The following is a 16,181-nucleotide window of genomic DNA, read 5'->3' on the forward strand; positions in this document are numbered from 1 at the left end:
GATGATAGCACAGCCGGCGCCCTAGAGAAAATCCCGCAGCATCGCCACCAGCGGCTTGTCAGCCGGCGGCATGGCATAGGCGCCAAGCTTCTGCGGCCGGACCCAGGCGAGCGCCTGCCCCTCTACCGCCCGCACCGCCCCGTTCCAGCGCCGGCAGAGATAGAGCGGCATCAGCAGGTGGAACCTCTCGTAGCCATGCGAGGCGAAGGTGAAGGGCGCGAGGCAGGCGGCCGAGACGTCGATGTCCAGCTCCTCCTTCAGCTCGCGGATCAGCGCCGCCTCCGGCGTCTCGCCCGGCTGCACCTTGCCGCCAGGGAACTCCCAGAGGCCGGCCAGCGGCTTGCCCTCCGGCCGCCGCGCCAGCAGCACCCGGCCATCGGCATCGACCAGCGCGACGGCGGCGACCAGCAGCACGGGCTTCGCGTCGGCCGGCGCCGCCGCCGTCTCCGCCGGGGGTGGCGCCGGCACGGGATCGCCGGTGATCGCCTCCCGCCCGCCCTCGAAGAGCAGCACCGGCATCGGCCCGCCACGCGAGAGGAAGGTCCGCCGCCCCTCCCCTGCCGGCCGCAGCCCGATCCGCCGCAGCACCGCCTGGGAGCGCGGGTTGTCCTTCAGGGCGCTCGCCCGGATGGTGGCGATGTCGAGATGGGCCAGCGCCCAGCGGCAGAGCCGCGCCGCCGCCTCGGGCGCCACGCCATGGCCCCAGAAGCGCCGCCCGACCCAGTAGCCGAGCTCGGCCGCGCTTCGGTCGCGCGAGAGGGTGAGGCCGACGCAGCCGACCAGCACCTCCTCGCCGTTCTCCTCGCCCACGATGGCCAGGTGCCAGGCCTCCCCGGCCGCGATCTGCGCCCAGGTGGAGGCGATCCAGGTATCGGCGAGGTCCCGCGGATAGGGAAAGGGCACGCGGGCGAGGGTCTTCGCCACCTCCCAGTCGTTGACGAGGCGATGGAGCGCGGCGGCGTCCTCGGCGCGGAGGGGGCGCAGGACCAGCCGCTCCGTGCGGAGCGGGGCGAAATCGGGGGGCGTCACGGGGGGCGGCGACTCACTGCGGGGGCCTGCCAGGAACGGCCAGCCCCGCCCCGCCGTCAAGGCGTCTCCGCGGTCAGCTCCGGTAGGAGCCGTTGATGTCGATGTAGCCGTGCGTCAGGTCGCAGGTCCAGACCCTGGCCCGGCCCTCGCCGAGGCCGATATCGACCGTGATCGCGACCTCCCGCCCCTTCATGTGGGCGACCACCGGCGTCTCGTCATAGCCCGGCACCACGCCGCCCTCGCGCGCCATCCAGGTCCCGCCGACGGCGATCGAGAGCCGATCGCGGTCGGCCGGCTCGCCGGCCTTGCCGACCGCCATGACGATGCGGCCCCAATTCGCGTCCTCGCCGGCCACCGCGGTCTTGACCAGCGGCGAGTTGGCGATGCTCATGGCGATCCGCTTGGCCGAGGCGTCGGAGACCGCGCCGGTCACGGTGATCTCGATCAGCTTCTGCGCGCCCTCGCCGTCGCGGGCGACCATCAGGGCGAGGTCCATCAGCACCGCCTGCAGGGCGCGGCGGAAATCGGCCAGGACCTCGCCGCCCCCGGCCGGCACCGGCGGGTGCTGCGCCTGGCCGGTGGCGAAGAGCATCAGTGTGTCGCTGGTCGAGGTGTCGGAATCGACGGTAACGCAGTTGAAGCTGGTTTCCGTCCCTTCCGCGAGCATGGCCTGCAGCGCCGGCGCCGGGATGGCGGCATCGGTGGCGACGAAGCTCAGCATCGTCGCCATGTCCGGCGCGATCATGCCGCTGCCCTTGGCGATGCCGGCGATGGTCACGCGCGTGCCGCCGATCTCGGCCGTCCGCACCGCCGCCTTGGGGAAGGTGTCGGTGGTCATGATGCCGCGCGCCGCCTCCGGCCAGCGCGCCGGCGCGAGCGCCGCATGCAGCGCGGGCAGCGCCGCGGTCAGCTTCTCATGCGGCAGGGTCTCGCCGATCACGCCGGTGGAGGCCAGGAACACCTCCTCCGGCCGGCAGCCGACCAGCCTTGCCGCCGCCTCGGCGGTCGCCCGCGTCGCCTCCCGCCCCGCGCGTCCCGTGAAGACATTGGCATTGCCGGCATTGACCACCAGCGCGCGGGCGGTGCCGCCCGGCAGCACCTGCCGGCACCACTCGACCGGCGCGCCGGGGCAGCGGTTCTGGGTGAAGACGCCCGCGACGGTCGTGCCCGGGGCGAATTCCATCATCGTCAGGTCGGCGCGGCCCTTGTAGCGGATGCCGGCCTCGATGACGCCGAGGCGGATGCCGGCGATCGCCGGCATCTCGGGCAGCGGGAGGGCGAGCGGGGAGACGGGCAGATCCTTGCCGGCCATGGCATGTTCCTCTCGGGCAACCGGCGGGCGCCCGCCGGTCGATGCCAGCGGGCCCCGCCCTCGATCCTGCGGCGCGTCAGCGGCGCTGCGGCGCCGGGCGCGCGCCCGGCTGGGGCGCCCCCGACTGGGCCGGCGGCGCGGCCGTGTCGAGCAGCGAGCCCCCGGCCGGCGCCTGGTCCAGCCGCTCGATCTTCGCCGTCGCGCGGATGCGCTGCACCACGGCGTCCACCTGCTCCTGCAGCATGCGCTGGCGGAGCTCGTCGCGGCTCTGCTCGAAGCTCGGCACCTCGGCGGCGCGGCGCTCCTCGACCTTGATGACGTGCCAGCCGAAGGGGCTCTTCACCGGCGTCGCGCTCACCTCGCCCGGCTTCATGGCGAAGGCGGCCTCGGCGAATTCCGGCACCATGTCGCCGCGCTTGAAGAAGCCGAGGTCGCCGCCGTCGCGCGAGCCGGGATCGGTCGACATGCGCTTGGCGACCGCGGCGAAGTCCTCGCCGCCCTTGACGGCCGCCAGCGCCTGGCCCGCATCGGCCTCCGAGCGCAGCAGGATGTGGCGGGCATGCACCTCCTCCTCGCCCTGGCGCTTGCCGCTCTCCTGCTCGTAGCGGGCGCGAAGCGTCGCATCCGTCACCTGCGCCGAGACCTCCCGCGCGAGGTAGGCCTGCTGCAGCTCCTGGTCCTCGGCGCGGCGGATGCGGCGCTGCACCCCCGCGTCCTTGTCGAGGCCGGCGGCGCGCGCGGCCTCGGTGATCGCGCGCTCGGTGATCGTGCGCTCCGTCAACTGGCGCCGGACATCGGGCGGCAGGACCTGCAGCAGCATCTGCGGCGGCATCTCCCGCAGGTTGGCCGGCAGCACGTCCTGCGCCGTCGCCAGCACGTCGGAGAGGCGGACATCCTGGCCATCCACCCGGGCGACCACGGGATCCTCGGCCGGCTGGGCCGCCGGCGGCTGGCCGGTCGCCGGCGGCTGGCCGGTCGCCGGCCCCTGCCCCTGGGCCAGGGCGCCGAAGGGGGCCAGCGGCAGCAACAGGGCGGCGGCCAGCGTCATGGAACGGAAAGGCATACGGAACGAGTCCCTTCGGACGGCGCGGGACAATGGCGGATGCGGCCGGTGGGGACAAGCGGCCGGCGTTGACCTCGGCGCGCCGCTTGCCTATCTGTCGCCACGCGCCGGGGTCGCGCAGCACCCGCCGCCCGGAAGGGGCTGGGGCCCGGCTTGGCCCTCTCTCCCCCTCCCGTCCTCACCCCGCCTCGCCTGCGGCGCCGGTTTGGCCGTGGCCCGCGCCCACCGGCCGGCGCCCTCCCGGAGTCACAAGGCCCGCATGTTCGGACGCATCGCCCGCGCCATCTTCGGCACCGCCAACGACCGGGTCCTCAAGGGCCTGCAGGCGCGCGTGCCGCAGATCAACGCGCTGGAGCCGACCCTCGCCGCGCTGTCGGACGAGGCGCTGCAGGGCCGCACCGCCCAGTTCAAGGACCGCATCGCCCGGGGCGAGAGCCTGGACGACCTGCTGCCGGAGGCCTTCGCCACGGTGCGGGAGGCGGCCAGGCGCGTCCTCGGCCTCCGCCATTTCGACGTGCAGATGATCGGCGGCATGGTCCTGCATTCCGGCAAGATCGCCGAGATGAAGACCGGCGAGGGCAAGACCCTGGTCGCCACCCTGCCGGTCTACCTCAATGCCCTGAGCGGCAAGGGGGTGCACGTCGTCACGGTCAACGACTACCTGGCCCGGCGCGACGCGGAATGGATGGGCCGCCTCTACCGCTTCCTCGGCCTGACCACCGGCGTCATCGTCCACGGGCTGACGGATGAGGAGCGGCGCGCTGCCTATGCCGCCGACGTCACCTACGGCACGAACAACGAGTTCGGCTTCGACTACCTGCGGGACAATATGAAGTACCGGCTGGAGGAGATGGTCCAGCGGGACTTCAACTACGCCATCGTGGACGAGGTCGACAGCATCCTGATCGACGAGGCGCGGACGCCGCTCATCATCTCCGGCCCGTCGGAGGACAGCTCCGACCTCTACCGGCGCGTCGACGCGGTGGTGAAGGAGCTTGTCCAGGACAAGGCCACCTACGACAAGGACGAGAAGCAGCGGACGGCCAACCTGACGGAGGACGGCTCCGAGCGGGTCGAGGACATGCTGCGCGAGGCCGGGCTGCTCGAGGAAGGCAACCTCTACGACTTCCACAACGTCACGCTGGTCCACCACGTCAACCAGTCGCTGCGGGCGCATGTGCTCTTCGCGCGGGACGTCGATTACATCGTGCGCGACGACAAGGTCGTCATCATCGACGAGTTCACCGGCCGCATGATGGAGGGCCGGCGCTATTCGGACGGGCTGCACCAGGCGCTCGAGGCGAAGGAGCACGTCACCGTCCAGCCGGAGAACCAGACCCTCGCCTCCATCACCTTCCAGAACTACTTCCGGCTCTACCCGAAGCTCGCCGGCATGACCGGCACGGCCTCGACCGAGGCCGACGAGTTCGCCGAGATCTACAAGCTGGAAGTGGTCGAGATCCCGACCAACGTCCCGGTCGCCCGCAAGGACAGCGACGACGAGGTCTACCGCTCCGCCCGCGAGAAGTACGACGCGGTCATCACCCTGATCGACGAGGCGCGGACCCGCGGCCAGCCGGTGCTGGTCGGCACCACCAGCATCGAGAAGTCGGAGCTGATCTCCGAGCTGATGAAGAAGCGCGGCATCCCGCACAACGTGCTGAACGCCCGCTACCATGAGCAGGAGGCGGTGATCGTGGCGCAGGCCGGCCGGCCCGGCGCGGTCACCATCGCCACCAACATGGCCGGGCGCGGCACCGACATCCAGCTCGGCGGCAATGTCGAGATGCTGGCGCGGCAGGAGACCGGCCAGGGCGAAGGGCCGGACTACGAGGCGGCGCTGGCCCGGCACAAGGCGGAGGTCGAGACGGGCCGTACCAGGGCGAAGGAGGCCGGTGGCCTCTTCGTCATCGGCACCGAGCGGCACGAGAGCCGGCGCATCGACAACCAGCTCCGCGGCCGCTCCGGCCGCCAGGGCGACCCGGGCGCCTCGCGGTTCTTCCTCTCGCTGGAAGACGACCTGATGCGCATCTTCGGCAGCGACCGCATGGGCGGCATGCTGGAGCGCCTCGGCCTCAAGGAAGGCGAGGCCATCATCCATCCCTGGATCAACAAGGCGCTGGAGAAGGCGCAGAAGAAGGTCGAGGCGCGGAACTTCGACACGCGCAAGAACCTGCTGAAATACGACGACGTCATGAACGACCAGCGGCGGGAGGTTTATGCCCAGCGCAAGGCCTTCATGAAGGCCGAGGACGTCGCCGAGACGGTCGCCGAGATGCGCCGCGAATGCATTGGCGGCCTGGTGGACCGCGCCATCCCCGAGAACGCCTATCCCGAGCAATGGGACCTGGAGGGGCTGCAGCAGAAGGTGCACGACCTCCTCGGCCTCGACCTGCCGGTCGCGGGCTGGGCGAAGGAGGAGGGGATCGACGAGACGGCGGTGCGCGAGCGCATCGAGGCCGCGGCCGAGCAGCACTACGCCGCCAAGGCCGCCAATCTCGGCCCCGACCTCATGCGCATGGTCGAGAAGTCGCTGCTGCTGCAGATCTTCGACGCCGTGTGGAAGGAGCACCTGCTCGCGCTCGACCACCTGCGGCAGGGCATCGGGCTCCGCGCCTATGGTCAGCGCGACCCGCTGAACGAGTACAAGTCCGAGGCCTTCGGCCTGTTCAACGCCATGCTCGGCGAGCTGCGGGAGCGGGTGACGAGCGTGCTGATGCGCATCGAGCTGCGCCCCGAATCGCCGCCGCCCATGCCGGAGCCGGTGCGGGTGATGGACATGCGCCATCCGGAGCCCGCCATGGCCGAGATGGAGATGGCCGGCGCCGGCGGGCCGGGCTACGAGCCGGTGCCGATGGGCACGCCGGACGCGCCGCGCCGGGCGGAGGCCGTCGATCCGAACGATCCCACCACCTGGTCCCGCACGCCGCGCAACGCCCCCTGCCCCTGCGGCAGCGGCCGGAAGTACAAGCATTGCCACGGCCGGGCGTGAGCCCGACCGGCGGCCGGGTTGCCGCACTTTGCCGTGTAAGATTTCAAGTTTCAGTGTATGGCTGGGCGCACCCTTGAGGGAACGTCCATGCCCGATTGCACCGCCGTCGTCCCGCACGCCCTCCACCATGCCGGCTGCGGCTGCGCCCTGCCCCTCGCCCGCCGCGGGCTGCTCGGCAGCCTCGGTGCCCTGACGGCGCTCGCCGCCCTGCCGCGCTCCGCCCGCGCCGCGAGCGGCAACTACGAGGCGATGCTGGTGAACTGCATCGACCCGCGCTTCACCACCGGCAGCTACGCCTATATGGGCGAGCACCACATGCGGGACCGCTACAGCCAGTTCGTCATCGCCGGCGGCCCGATCGGCGCGGTGCATGCGCGCTTCGCCGCCTGGCACCAGGCCTTCTGGGACAACCTCGACATCACCGTCGCGCTGCACAACATCCACGCCGTGGTGGCGCTCACCCACCGCGATTGCGGCGCGGCGAAGCTGGCGCTGGGCGAGGCCGCGGTGGCGACTACCGAGACCGAGACGGCCGGCCATGCCGAGGTGCTGCGGGCCTTCCGTGCCGAGGTGGCCAGGCGCAAGCCGGCGCTCCAGGTCGTCACCGGCATCATGGCGCTCGACGGCAGCGTCCTCGAGATCGCCTGAGCCCCACGGTCCGCTATAGGGGCGGCGTGACCCCGCGCCGCCCATCGCCGCCCCGCCCGGCCCCTGCCCTCGATCCGGCCGCCCGGCTGCTCCACCGCGACGACCGCGTCCTCGTCCTCGACAAGCCGGCCGGCCTGCCGGTGCATCGCGGCCCGCGCGGCGGCCCCTCGATCGAGGACTGGCTGCCGGCGCTCGCCTTCGGCAAGCGGCGGCTGCCGCAGCCGGCGCACCGGCTGGACACGGATACCGCCGGTTGCCTGGTGCTGGGGCGGACGAAGCCGGCCCTGGCCGAACTCGGCGCCCTCTTCGCGGCCGGCCGGGCGGCGAAGACCTATTGGGCGGTCGTCCGCGGCGCGCCGCCGGAGGCGGAGGGCATGCTCGACGCGCCCCTGCTCAAGCGCAGCACGGCCCGGCAGGGCTGGTGGATGGCGGTGGACCCGTCCGGCCAGCCCGCTCGGACCGCCTGGAAGGTGCTCGGCCGCGGCGATGGCCTGACCTGGCTGGAACTGCATCCCGCGACCGGGCGGACCCACCAGATCCGGGTGCACTGCGCCCATCTCGGCTGCCCGATCCTGGGCGACCCGCGCTACGGCACCCCGCCCGGCGAGGCGGCGGGTCGCGGCGGCGGCGCGGGCCCGCTGCATCTGCTGGCCCGCACCATCGCGCTGCCGCTCGATCCGCCGGTCGCGGCCACCGCGCCGCCGCCGCCGCACATGCGGGCGGCGCTCGCCGCCTGCGGCTGGCGGGAGGCGGCATGATCCCCGCCCTGCTGGCCGCGCTGCTGCTCGCCCTGCCGGCCGCCGCGCAGGCCCCGCGCTGCGGCTTCGGCCTCGGGCTCGAGGCGCTGCGCGGCGCCGAGCGCCAGGTGCAGGCGGGCCTCGCCGCCGGGGACCTGCCGGCCGGCCGCGCGGCCGCCGAGGCCGCCGCCGCGTCGCTGGAGGAGGCCGCCACCCGCCTCGGCGGCTGCGGCTGCGCCCAGGCCGCCGGCTTCGCGCGGGAGGCCCAGGGCCTGGCGGAGCAGGCCCGGTCGGAGGCCGTGCCGGAGCGGATCGCCCGCGCGCTGGACCGGGCGCGCTTCTCGCTCGGCCTGGCGCGCGAGAGGCTGGAGCGGCGCGGCTGCTCCTGATCCGGCGGGGCCGTGGGGCCGCCGCTATTCGAAGCTGACCCAGGGCCGCGGGGGCGGCGCCGCCAGGTCGCGCTGCGCCGCCGCAAGCTCGGCATCGAGCGCCGCGAGGAAGCGCGAGCGGTCGGCCCGGGTCAGCGGCGCCGGCCCGCCCGTCTGCAGCCCGCGCTCGCGCATCTCCTGCGACACCGCGCGGCCGGCCAGCGCGCCGCCGATATTCTCGGGCGTCCAGGGCCGCCCCTTGAAGCCCAGCGCCCGCGCGCCTTTCGCCAGGCAGCGCGAGGCCAGCGGGATGTCGGCCGTCACGCAGACATCGCCGCGCGCGATGCGCTCGGCGATCCAGTCGTCGGCGGCATCGGCGCCTTCCGGCACCAGCACCATCTCGACATTCGGCAGGCCGGGTGGCCGCACCGGGCGGCTGCCGTTGCTGACCACCCGCACCGGCAGGCCGAGGCGCGTGGCGACGCGGAACACCTCCTCCCGCACCGGGCAGGCATCGCCGTCCACATAGATCATCGCCCGGGTATGGGGCGTCGGCGCCGGGGCGGCAAGCTGGGCGCCCGATCGGGCCCGTGGCAGCGCCGGGCGGCTCAGCGCACCGCGACCTCGGCCCGCGCCGCGGCACCCTGCGCGTCCAGCACGGTGACCCGGTAGAAGCCGGGCCCGGGCGGCGTCCAGGCCGCCTCGCGCCGCGCCGGCTCGCCCGACACCGGCGCGCCATCCACCAGGAAGGTCAGCGGCCGGCGGCCGCCGGCGGCGCGCAGGGTGACCGGGCCGACCGCCTCGGCCAGCACCGCGCCGGGCGGCGGGAAGGTCAGGCGCAGCCTATCGATCGCCTCGGCCATGGGCGGGGCGGCGGCGCGGACCGGCAGCGGCTCGCGCGGGGCAGGCGGCAGGCGCTCGAAGAGCCGCGCCAGGATCGGCAGGGCGGTGCGGGCGCCGGTCGCCCCGGGCAGCGGCGTGCCGTCCGGCCGGCCGACCCAGACGCCGGCGACATGACGCGCGTCGAAGCCCATGGCCCAGGCATCCCGCCCGCCCCAGCTCGTCCCGGTCTTCCAGGCGATGCCGGGCGGCCCGCCGGTGGGGAAGGGCTGCACCAGGATGGCCGTGGCGCGGCCGGCGGCGCGCGGCTCGAAGGCTGGGCGCCGCGGCGCCGCCGGGCCGGGCTGCAGCCGCAGCGGCGCCGCCAGCCCGCCATCGCCGAGCGCGGCATAGAGCGCCGCTATCTCCCGCAGCGTCGTCCCCATCCCGCCGAGCGCCAGCGGCAGGGAGGGGTCGGCGCCGGGCGGCAGGCGCGGCGGCGCGCCGGCCGCCTTCAGCGCCGCGGCGAAGCGGATCGGGCCGAGCTCCTGCAGCAGCGCGACGGCCGGCAGGTTCAGCGATTGCCGCAGCGCATCGGCGACGGTGATCCGGCCGGCGAAGCCGCGGTCGAAATTCTCCGGCGCGTAGCTGCCGAAGCGCCGCGGCAGGTCGGCGAGCAGCGTCTCGGGCGCGGCCAGCCCGGCCTCGAAGGCGAGGGCATAGAGCGCCGGCTTCAGGGCGGAGCCGGGCGAGCGCACCGCGCGCGTCAGGTCGAGCGCGCCGGCGCGGCCCAGATCGCCGAAGGCGCCGCCGACGAGCGCCCGGACCTCCCGCGTGCGGAGATCGGCGAGGAGGAGGGCGAGCGAGGCGCGGTCGGGCAGGTCGCGCAGGGCCATGGCCGCGATGTCCTCGGCGGCGCGCTGCAGTGCGAGGTCGATGGTGGTGGCGATCCGCGCTCCGCCGCCGCCGCGACCGGCGCGCGCGTCCGGCTCCTCGCGGGCGGGAGGCGGGAGGCCGGCAAGCTCGCGCGCGAGATGCGGCGCGAGGCGCGGCATCGGCCGCCGCGCGGCCGGCACCGGCGCCGCGGATGCGAGGTCCAGCGGCCCGATCCCCGGCGCCCCGGCGGCGCGGCGGGCCAGCACCGCATCCCGCGCGGCGCGGGCGGCCTCCGGGTGGCGATCGGGCCGCAGCGCCTCCGGCCGGCGGGGGATGGCGACCAGCAGCGCCGCCTCTGCCGGATCGAGCCCCGCAGCCGGCCGGCCGAACCAGGCGAGCGAGCCGGCCCGCACCCCCTCCAGATTGCCGCCCATGGGGGCGAGGGTGAGCCAGATGCCGAGGATCTCCTCCTTGGAGAAGCGCGCCTCGAGCTGCAGGGCGCGCAGGATCTCGATCGCCTTGCTGCGGAGCGTGCGCGGGCGGGGCTCCAGCAGCCGCGCCGCCTGCATGGTGAGCGTCGAGCCGCCGGAGACGATGCGGCCGGCGCGGGCCCATTGCAGCGCGGCCCGGCCGAGGGCGAGCGGATCGACGCCGGGATGCCGGCGGAAGCGCCGGTCCTCGGCGGCGACGAGCATGTCGAGCAGGTGCGGCGGGACCTCGGCAGTGGTGGTGGCGAGCCGCCAGGTGCCGCCGGGGGCGGGCAGGACCGAGAGGATGCGGCCCTCGCGGTCCAGCACCTCCGTGCCCAGGGTGTTGAGGCGGGAGAGGTCGGGCGGGTTCAGGCGGTCGAGGGCGACGACCGCCGCCAGGACGGCAGCGCCGGCGAGGAGGGCGCGCCGCGCGCGCCGGCCATGGCCCCGGCGGAGCGTCAAGGGCAAGCGGCGCTCCGCGCCGTCGGCCTGCGGCCGACCCTTGACCCTCCGCCGGAGCCACGGCCTGGGGCAATGGTCGCCTTCGACGGTGTCGAAGGCGCACGAGGGCGCCTTCGGCCGGATGGGGAGATGGGGGCGGACACCGCTACTCCGGCGGCAGGATGGTGATGCGGCCGCCGTTCTGCCGCGCGAAGAGCGCCGGGCGGTACATGTCCTCCACCTGCGCTCCCGGCAGCTCGAAGCGGCCGGCCGTCACCGCGCGCAGCCGCACCGCCAGGCGGAACTCCGGCGCCTCCGGCGTCAGGTCCAGCGCCGCGGCGAAGCGGTCGTCGAGCGCCGGGGTGGCGACGGTCTCGGTCAGGGTGCCGAGCCAGGGCATGCCCGCCACCTCGCCGGCCGCCAGCCTGCCGACGATCTCCCAGCCCGCCGGCAGCCCCTGCTGCACCAGGGCGCGCTGCGCCTGGCCGCTCTCGGCCTTGCCCTCCAGCAGCAGCACGAAAACCCGGTTCTGCCTGAGCTGGTCGAGGTTCAGCGGCTGGCCCGAGAGGTCGAGGAATTTGCGGCTGATGCGCATCCCCGCCCGCCCCGCCGGCAGCGGCTGGGCCGGGATGCCGGTGACCGAGACGGCGGACCAGAGCGGCGCCTCGCCGAGGTTGCGCGCCGTCCCGGCCGCCGTCAGCGTGACCGCCAGTTGCGGCGCCGGCGGCTCGTCGCGGCCATTCACCGCGACCCGCACCGGCCGCCCGTCCCGCCCGAGCACCGCGGCCGCCGCGACCGCCCAGGCCTGCTCCTGCGTATTGGCCAGCGCCGGCGTCAGCTCCGGCCCCGGCAGCCGGCCGAGCGCCTCGGGCAGCCGGTCCGCCAGCACGCCGCCCTCCTTCAGCAGCAGGGCGACGGCCAGCGCATCCCGCGCCGCGCTGCCGTAGTCGTAGAGCCAGGGCTGCCTTGCCGGGGCCGCGAGGGCCGCGGCGAAGGCCTGCTCCGCCCTCGCCCGGTCGCCGGCGCGGGCGAAGGCGGCGCCGAGCTGGGCCTTCGCGAGCGGCGTCGGCAGGCGCTCCACCCGCTCCAGCAGCCGCCGCGCCGCGCCCAGCCGCGGCCGGCCGGCCAGCGACTGCACATACACGCGGTAGGCCTGGGCGGCATATTCCTCGGGGGTATCGGGGGACACGTCCTCGGCCTGCCCGGCGATGGCCTGCAGCGCCGCCTCGAGCGCCGCATCCGGCACGGCGGCGCCGGCCGCCTTCGCCCGCAGCAGCGCCTCGGCGGCATAGGCGCCGGTCCAGTATTGCGGCTCGCCCTGCGCCGACCACAGGCCGAAGCTGCCGTCGAAGCGCTGCTTGTTCAGCACCGCCTCGACCAGCCGCTGCACCCGCGTCGCCCGCGCCTCCGCCGCCTCGCCGAAGCCGGGATTGAGGGCGAAGGCGAGGAGCAGCGAGGCGGACTGCTCCAGGCAGCCGAAGGGATAGGTTTCGAGCTGCCGCAGCATGCCCGCGGCGTCATACCGCACCGGCCCGCCGAAGCCCGCGCGCGCCGCCCAGGTGCCGGGCACCCAGCGCGAGGGGTCGAGGGCGAGCGGCCGCTCGGCGCCCGGCGGGATCTCCTGCGCCGCGGTCTCGGTGGTGACGGGGCGGGGGGAGCGGATGGTGATCCGCGCCTCCCGCGTGGCGCTGAACCCATCCGGCCCGCTGACGGCGAGGCGCAGCACCCCCTCCCCCGCCCCGGCCGCCCGCAGCGTGGTGGCCGGCAGCGCGCGGGCATTGGGGGCGAGGCGCGCCGCCACGCGCTCCGGCCCGGCGAGCGCGATGGCGCCCTCGGCCGAGAGGGTCGCGGCGACCTCGCCTTCCGGCAGGTCGAGGTTGTGCAGCAAGACCGGCAGCCGCGCCTCGTCGCCCGGGGCGAGGAAGCGCGGCAGCAGCGCCTCCGCCACCACCGGGTCGCGCACCGTCAGCGGCTTGCTGGCGGCGCCGATCCGGTCGCCGGCCCAAGCCACCGCCATCAGGCGAAGCTCGCCGGCGAAGTCGGGGATGTCGAGGGCGATGGTCGCCGTCCCGTCCGGCCCGACCGCGACTGGGCCGCTGAACAAGGCGACCGTCCTCTGCGGGATGTCGATGGCGGCCATCGCCATCTCGTCGCCGCCCTGGCGCAGCGCCGCCGCCTCGCCCTCCGGCTGCGGGATCAGGCGGCCATAGTCGTCGCGGATATCGACGCCGAGGCGCCGCTTGCCCATGAAATGCCCGACCGGATCGGGCGAGGCGAAGCGCGTCAGCCGCAGGATGCCCTCGTCGACGGCGGCGAGCGTCACGGTCGCCTCGCCGCCGGCATTCGAGAGGCGCAGCGGCACCTCGAGCCGCCGCGACGGGCGCACCCGCTCGGGCGTGCCGATCGCCACCTCGATCCGGCGGGAGGCCGGGTCGAGCTGCAGCCAGGCGAGGCCGAGCGCCCTGCCGGGATGCCCTTGCCGAGCCTCGCCCGGGCGGAAGGCGGTGACGGCGACATAGGCGCCCGGGCCCCAGCCGGCCTCGACCGGCACCTCGACCTCGGTGCCGCCCTCGGCCACCTCGATCTCCCGCACCGAGACCAGCCGGTCCGTCAGCACCGCGAGGCTCGCATGCCCCGAGAAGGGCGGGGTGATGCGGAGCTTCGCCACCGCCCCCGGCGCATAGGCGCGGCGGTCGGCGGCGACGTCCACCTTGTCCGGCACCTCGGCCGTCTCCGCGCCCGCCCAGCCCGAGCGGAAGCGGACGGAGGTCACGGCGAGGCCGGCCGGCTCCGAGACCTCCAGCCGGTAGCGGCCGAAGGGCAGGCTGCGGGCGAAGCGGGCGGGGGCGCCGGCGGGCACGTCGAGGTCGGCGCTGTCCACCGCCTCGTCGCGCCAGACCGTCTCGTAGCGCGCCTGGCCGCCGCGGAGCACGATGCGCCAGTTCGGCCGCTCGCGGACCAGCCGCGCCCGCAGCTTCGCGGCGACCGGCTTGCCGTCGCCGTCGAGGGCGACGACCTCGAACCCCGCCTCCGCCCCGGCATCCACGGCGAGGTCGGCGAAGAGCGGCTTCACCCCGATCAGGCGGCTCGCCGCCCGCACCGGCAGGTCGAGCGTGGTGCGCGAGGCCCGCCCGCCCGGCTCGTCGATGGCGATGGCGACCTCGGCGCGCAGCGGCCGCGTGGTGTCGGGCGCCTTGGGCAGGGCGAGCGTCAGGCTGCCCTTGCCCTGGGCGTCCAGCGCCTCGACCTCGAAGGTCAGCAGGTCGGGGGCGAATTCCTCGTCCTGCAGGCCGAAGAGGAAGTCCTTGTACTGCGGGAAGGGCGAGCGCTCGGCCGAGAGGCGCAATTCCGCGCTGCCGGTCAGCCCCGCGCCGGGCGCGCCGTAGAGGAAGCGGGCGGCGATCGGCAGGTCCAGCGGCTGGCCCGGCACCAGCGGGCCGGGCGCCGGGCCGGCGGTCACCTCCAGCCGCTCCGGCACGAAGGCGTCCACCCGGAACTCCGCCTTGCCGATCGGCGGCGCGTCGGGATCGGCCAGCACCTCCAGGGTCCAGACCCCGGTGGGCGCGCCGGCCGGCAGCGGGATGGGCCAGAGCGCCGCCGCGCCCCGCTCCCGCGCCGGCACGCGCTCGGCGAAGACGCTGCCGTTCGGCCGCCGCACCCGCAGCCGCGCCGGGATGTCGAGCGGCGCGCCGCCGCCGTCGCGCAGCAGCACGGCGGCCTGCACCGTCTCACCCGGGCGGTAGATGCCGCGGTCGAGCCAGGCGAAGGCATCCATCGGCCCGGGATGCGGCTGGCCGGTGGCGCCGCGGTCGGAGAGGTCGAAGGCGGCGGCATCGAGGTCGAGCGCCACCAGGTCGTCGCCCAGCACCGCGTGCAGGGCGCGCGGCGCCATCGGCCCCTGGCCGCGCAGCAGCGGCGCGGCGAAGCGCACGACGCCGGCCGCATCCGTCGCGGCCTCGGCCAGGATGTCGTTGCCGGTCGCCAGCAGCCGGACCTGCACGCCGGCCAGCGGCCGCCCGGCCGCGAGGCCGCGCGCCTGCACCGCCAGCCCCTGCGGCCCGCGCCAGGCGGTGAGGCCCAGATCGGTGACGATGATGGGCAGCGCCGCCGCCTCGCCCCGCGCGCCGTCGCCGGGCTTGGCCACCAGGGCATAGAGGCCGGGGCCGGCGGTGCGCAGCGCCTCCGGCAGGGGCAGCACCGTGCGCTGCAGGCGGTTGGGCTCGAGCCGCGGCAGCTCCGCCCGGCCTTCCCAGACCGTGCGGCCCCAATTCTCCGGCAATTCCTCGGCCGCCCAGCCGCCGAGCGCCTCGCCCGGCGTCCAGGCATTGCGGCTCAGGGGGACGAGGTTCCGCTCCGTCACCCGCACTACGCGCAGCGAGAGGGCCGAGAGGTTGACCGTGGCGACGCCCACCTGCTGCGCCTGGCCGCGCGGCAGCAGGAAGCGGCTGGCATCGAAGACGATCCGCGCCGCGCGGTCCGGCATGGCGACGCGGAGCGTGGTGTCCCTGTTCAGCCGCAGCCCGTCCTCGCCGGGCAGGCCGGCGCGGAGGAGGAGCTGCGTGGTCCGGCCATGCGGCAGGCCGGCGACACAGAGCTGCTCGCCCTCCCGCAGCACCGCCATGCCAGGCACCGGCGGCTCGGCGCGGATCCAGTCCCCTGGCTGCCAGTCGGTCCGGCGGGCGGGCGGGACGGTGAAGCGCAGGCAGGCGCGGGCGGGCTCGGCCTCCGGCTCGGTATTGATGCCGGCGACCAGCAGGCCGGCGGCGCGGCGAGCCTCGGTGAGCGCCTGGCGGTAGCGGGCATTGTCGGGCGCCCGCTCCACCACGGCCTGCAGCGCCTTCAACTGCTGCGCCGGGCGGTCCAGCCGCTGCAGGGCATCGGCCATGACCAGCAGCGCCGGGATCTCGGGCGGGCCGGAGGAGACCTGCTGGAAGGCCTGCCAGGCCGCCTGCAGGGCGCGGGTCGCCTCCGGCGGCACCTTCTGCAACTGGGCGCGGGCGAGGGCCAGCCAGTGCTCCGGCCGCGCTTCCCCGCCGCCGACCCGTTCCTCCCAGGCCTGGGCGGCGGCGGCCCAATTCTGCGCCCGCTCCGCCGCGACGGCCCGCGCCTCGGCCGCGGCGCGCTGCTGCGGGGTGGCGCCGGCGGGGGCGCGGCGGGCGAGGTCGCGCTGGTAGCCGGCCGCCTCGCCCGAGAGGCCCGGCAGGTCGAACTCCTGCGCCCTTGCCGCGGGCTGGGCCAGCAGCAGGGCGAGGAGCAGCAGGATCAGGCGCATGGGCGGGAATGGCCTCGTGACGGACTGGCCGGCCAGCATGCCACAGCCGCGGGCGCCGGAGGATGACGATCGAGGCGCCACGACCCTTGCAGGGCCGGGCCGAAGGCTCAAAATGGCATGGCGGTTGCTTTCTCCAGCGGCCCACGTTTCGGAC

Annotated in this window: 10 protein-coding genes; 4 read left to right on the forward strand and 6 right to left on the reverse strand. The window is 75.5% G+C overall.

Annotation, left to right across the window (positions count from 1 at the left end):
* Window positions 1–21 precede the first annotated feature (21 nt).
* The 3 genes from Q7A36_RS12450 to Q7A36_RS12460 form a co-directional block, all read right to left on the reverse strand.
* On the reverse strand, window positions 22–1,029 hold the full coding sequence (locus tag Q7A36_RS12450) for a bifunctional GNAT family N-acetyltransferase/(deoxy)nucleoside triphosphate pyrophosphohydrolase (protein WP_305104019.1): 1,008 nt from the start codon (window positions 1,027–1,029) through the stop codon (window positions 22–24).
* Between the two features lie 73 nt (window positions 1,030–1,102).
* Entirely contained in the window at window positions 1,103–2,341 is a 1,239-nt protein-coding gene (argJ, locus tag Q7A36_RS12455) for a bifunctional glutamate N-acetyltransferase/amino-acid acetyltransferase ArgJ (protein WP_305104020.1), read from the reverse strand.
* 76 nt (window positions 2,342–2,417) lie between these two features.
* Complete coding sequence (locus tag Q7A36_RS12460; protein ID WP_305104021.1) at window positions 2,418–3,404, reverse strand: peptidylprolyl isomerase; 987 nt, start codon at window positions 3,402–3,404, stop codon at window positions 2,418–2,420.
* A 259-nt stretch (window positions 3,405–3,663) separates the two neighbouring features.
* Between Q7A36_RS12460 and secA the strand changes: the two genes are divergently transcribed.
* The 4 genes from secA to Q7A36_RS12480 all read left to right on the forward strand — a co-directional run bounded on the left by secA (window position 3,664) and on the right by Q7A36_RS12480 (window position 8,170).
* Window positions 3,664–6,396 (forward strand): preprotein translocase subunit SecA, encoded by a 2,733-nt coding sequence (secA, locus tag Q7A36_RS12465; protein WP_305104022.1) that lies wholly within the window; start codon window positions 3,664–3,666, stop codon window positions 6,394–6,396.
* Window positions 6,397–6,483: 87 nt separating this feature from the next.
* Entirely contained in the window at window positions 6,484–7,044 is a 561-nt protein-coding gene (locus tag Q7A36_RS12470; protein ID WP_305104023.1) for a hypothetical protein, read from the forward strand.
* Between the two features lie 26 nt (window positions 7,045–7,070).
* Entirely contained in the window at window positions 7,071–7,802 is a 732-nt protein-coding gene (locus tag Q7A36_RS12475; RefSeq protein ID WP_305104024.1) for an RluA family pseudouridine synthase, read from the forward strand.
* Window positions 7,799–8,170, forward strand: a complete 372-nt coding sequence (locus Q7A36_RS12480) for a hypothetical protein (RefSeq protein WP_305104025.1) — start codon at window positions 7,799–7,801, stop codon at window positions 8,168–8,170. Before Q7A36_RS12475 ends, Q7A36_RS12480 begins: the two co-directional genes overlap by 4 nt.
* A gap of 24 nt (window positions 8,171–8,194) precedes the next feature.
* Here the strand turns inward: Q7A36_RS12480 and Q7A36_RS12485 are convergent, their stop codons facing one another.
* The 3 genes from Q7A36_RS12485 to Q7A36_RS12495 form a co-directional block, all read right to left on the reverse strand.
* Window positions 8,195–8,683 (reverse strand): YaiI/YqxD family protein, encoded by a 489-nt coding sequence (locus Q7A36_RS12485; RefSeq protein ID WP_305104026.1) that lies wholly within the window; start codon window positions 8,681–8,683, stop codon window positions 8,195–8,197.
* 74 nt (window positions 8,684–8,757) lie between these two features.
* The gene (gene pbpC / locus Q7A36_RS12490) at window positions 8,758–10,782 is read right to left on the reverse strand and encodes a penicillin-binding protein 1C (protein WP_305104027.1); all 2,025 of its coding nucleotides are present in this window, start codon (window positions 10,780–10,782) and stop codon (window positions 8,758–8,760) included.
* Window positions 10,783–10,921: 139 nt separating this feature from the next.
* Entirely contained in the window at window positions 10,922–16,027 is a 5,106-nt protein-coding gene (locus Q7A36_RS12495) for an MG2 domain-containing protein (RefSeq protein ID WP_305104028.1), read from the reverse strand.
* Window positions 16,028–16,181: the final 154 nt, after the last annotated feature.

It is taken from the genome of Paracraurococcus lichenis, from assembly GCF_030657435.1.
GTDB lineage: Bacteria > Pseudomonadota > Alphaproteobacteria > Acetobacterales > Acetobacteraceae > Paracraurococcus > Paracraurococcus lichenis.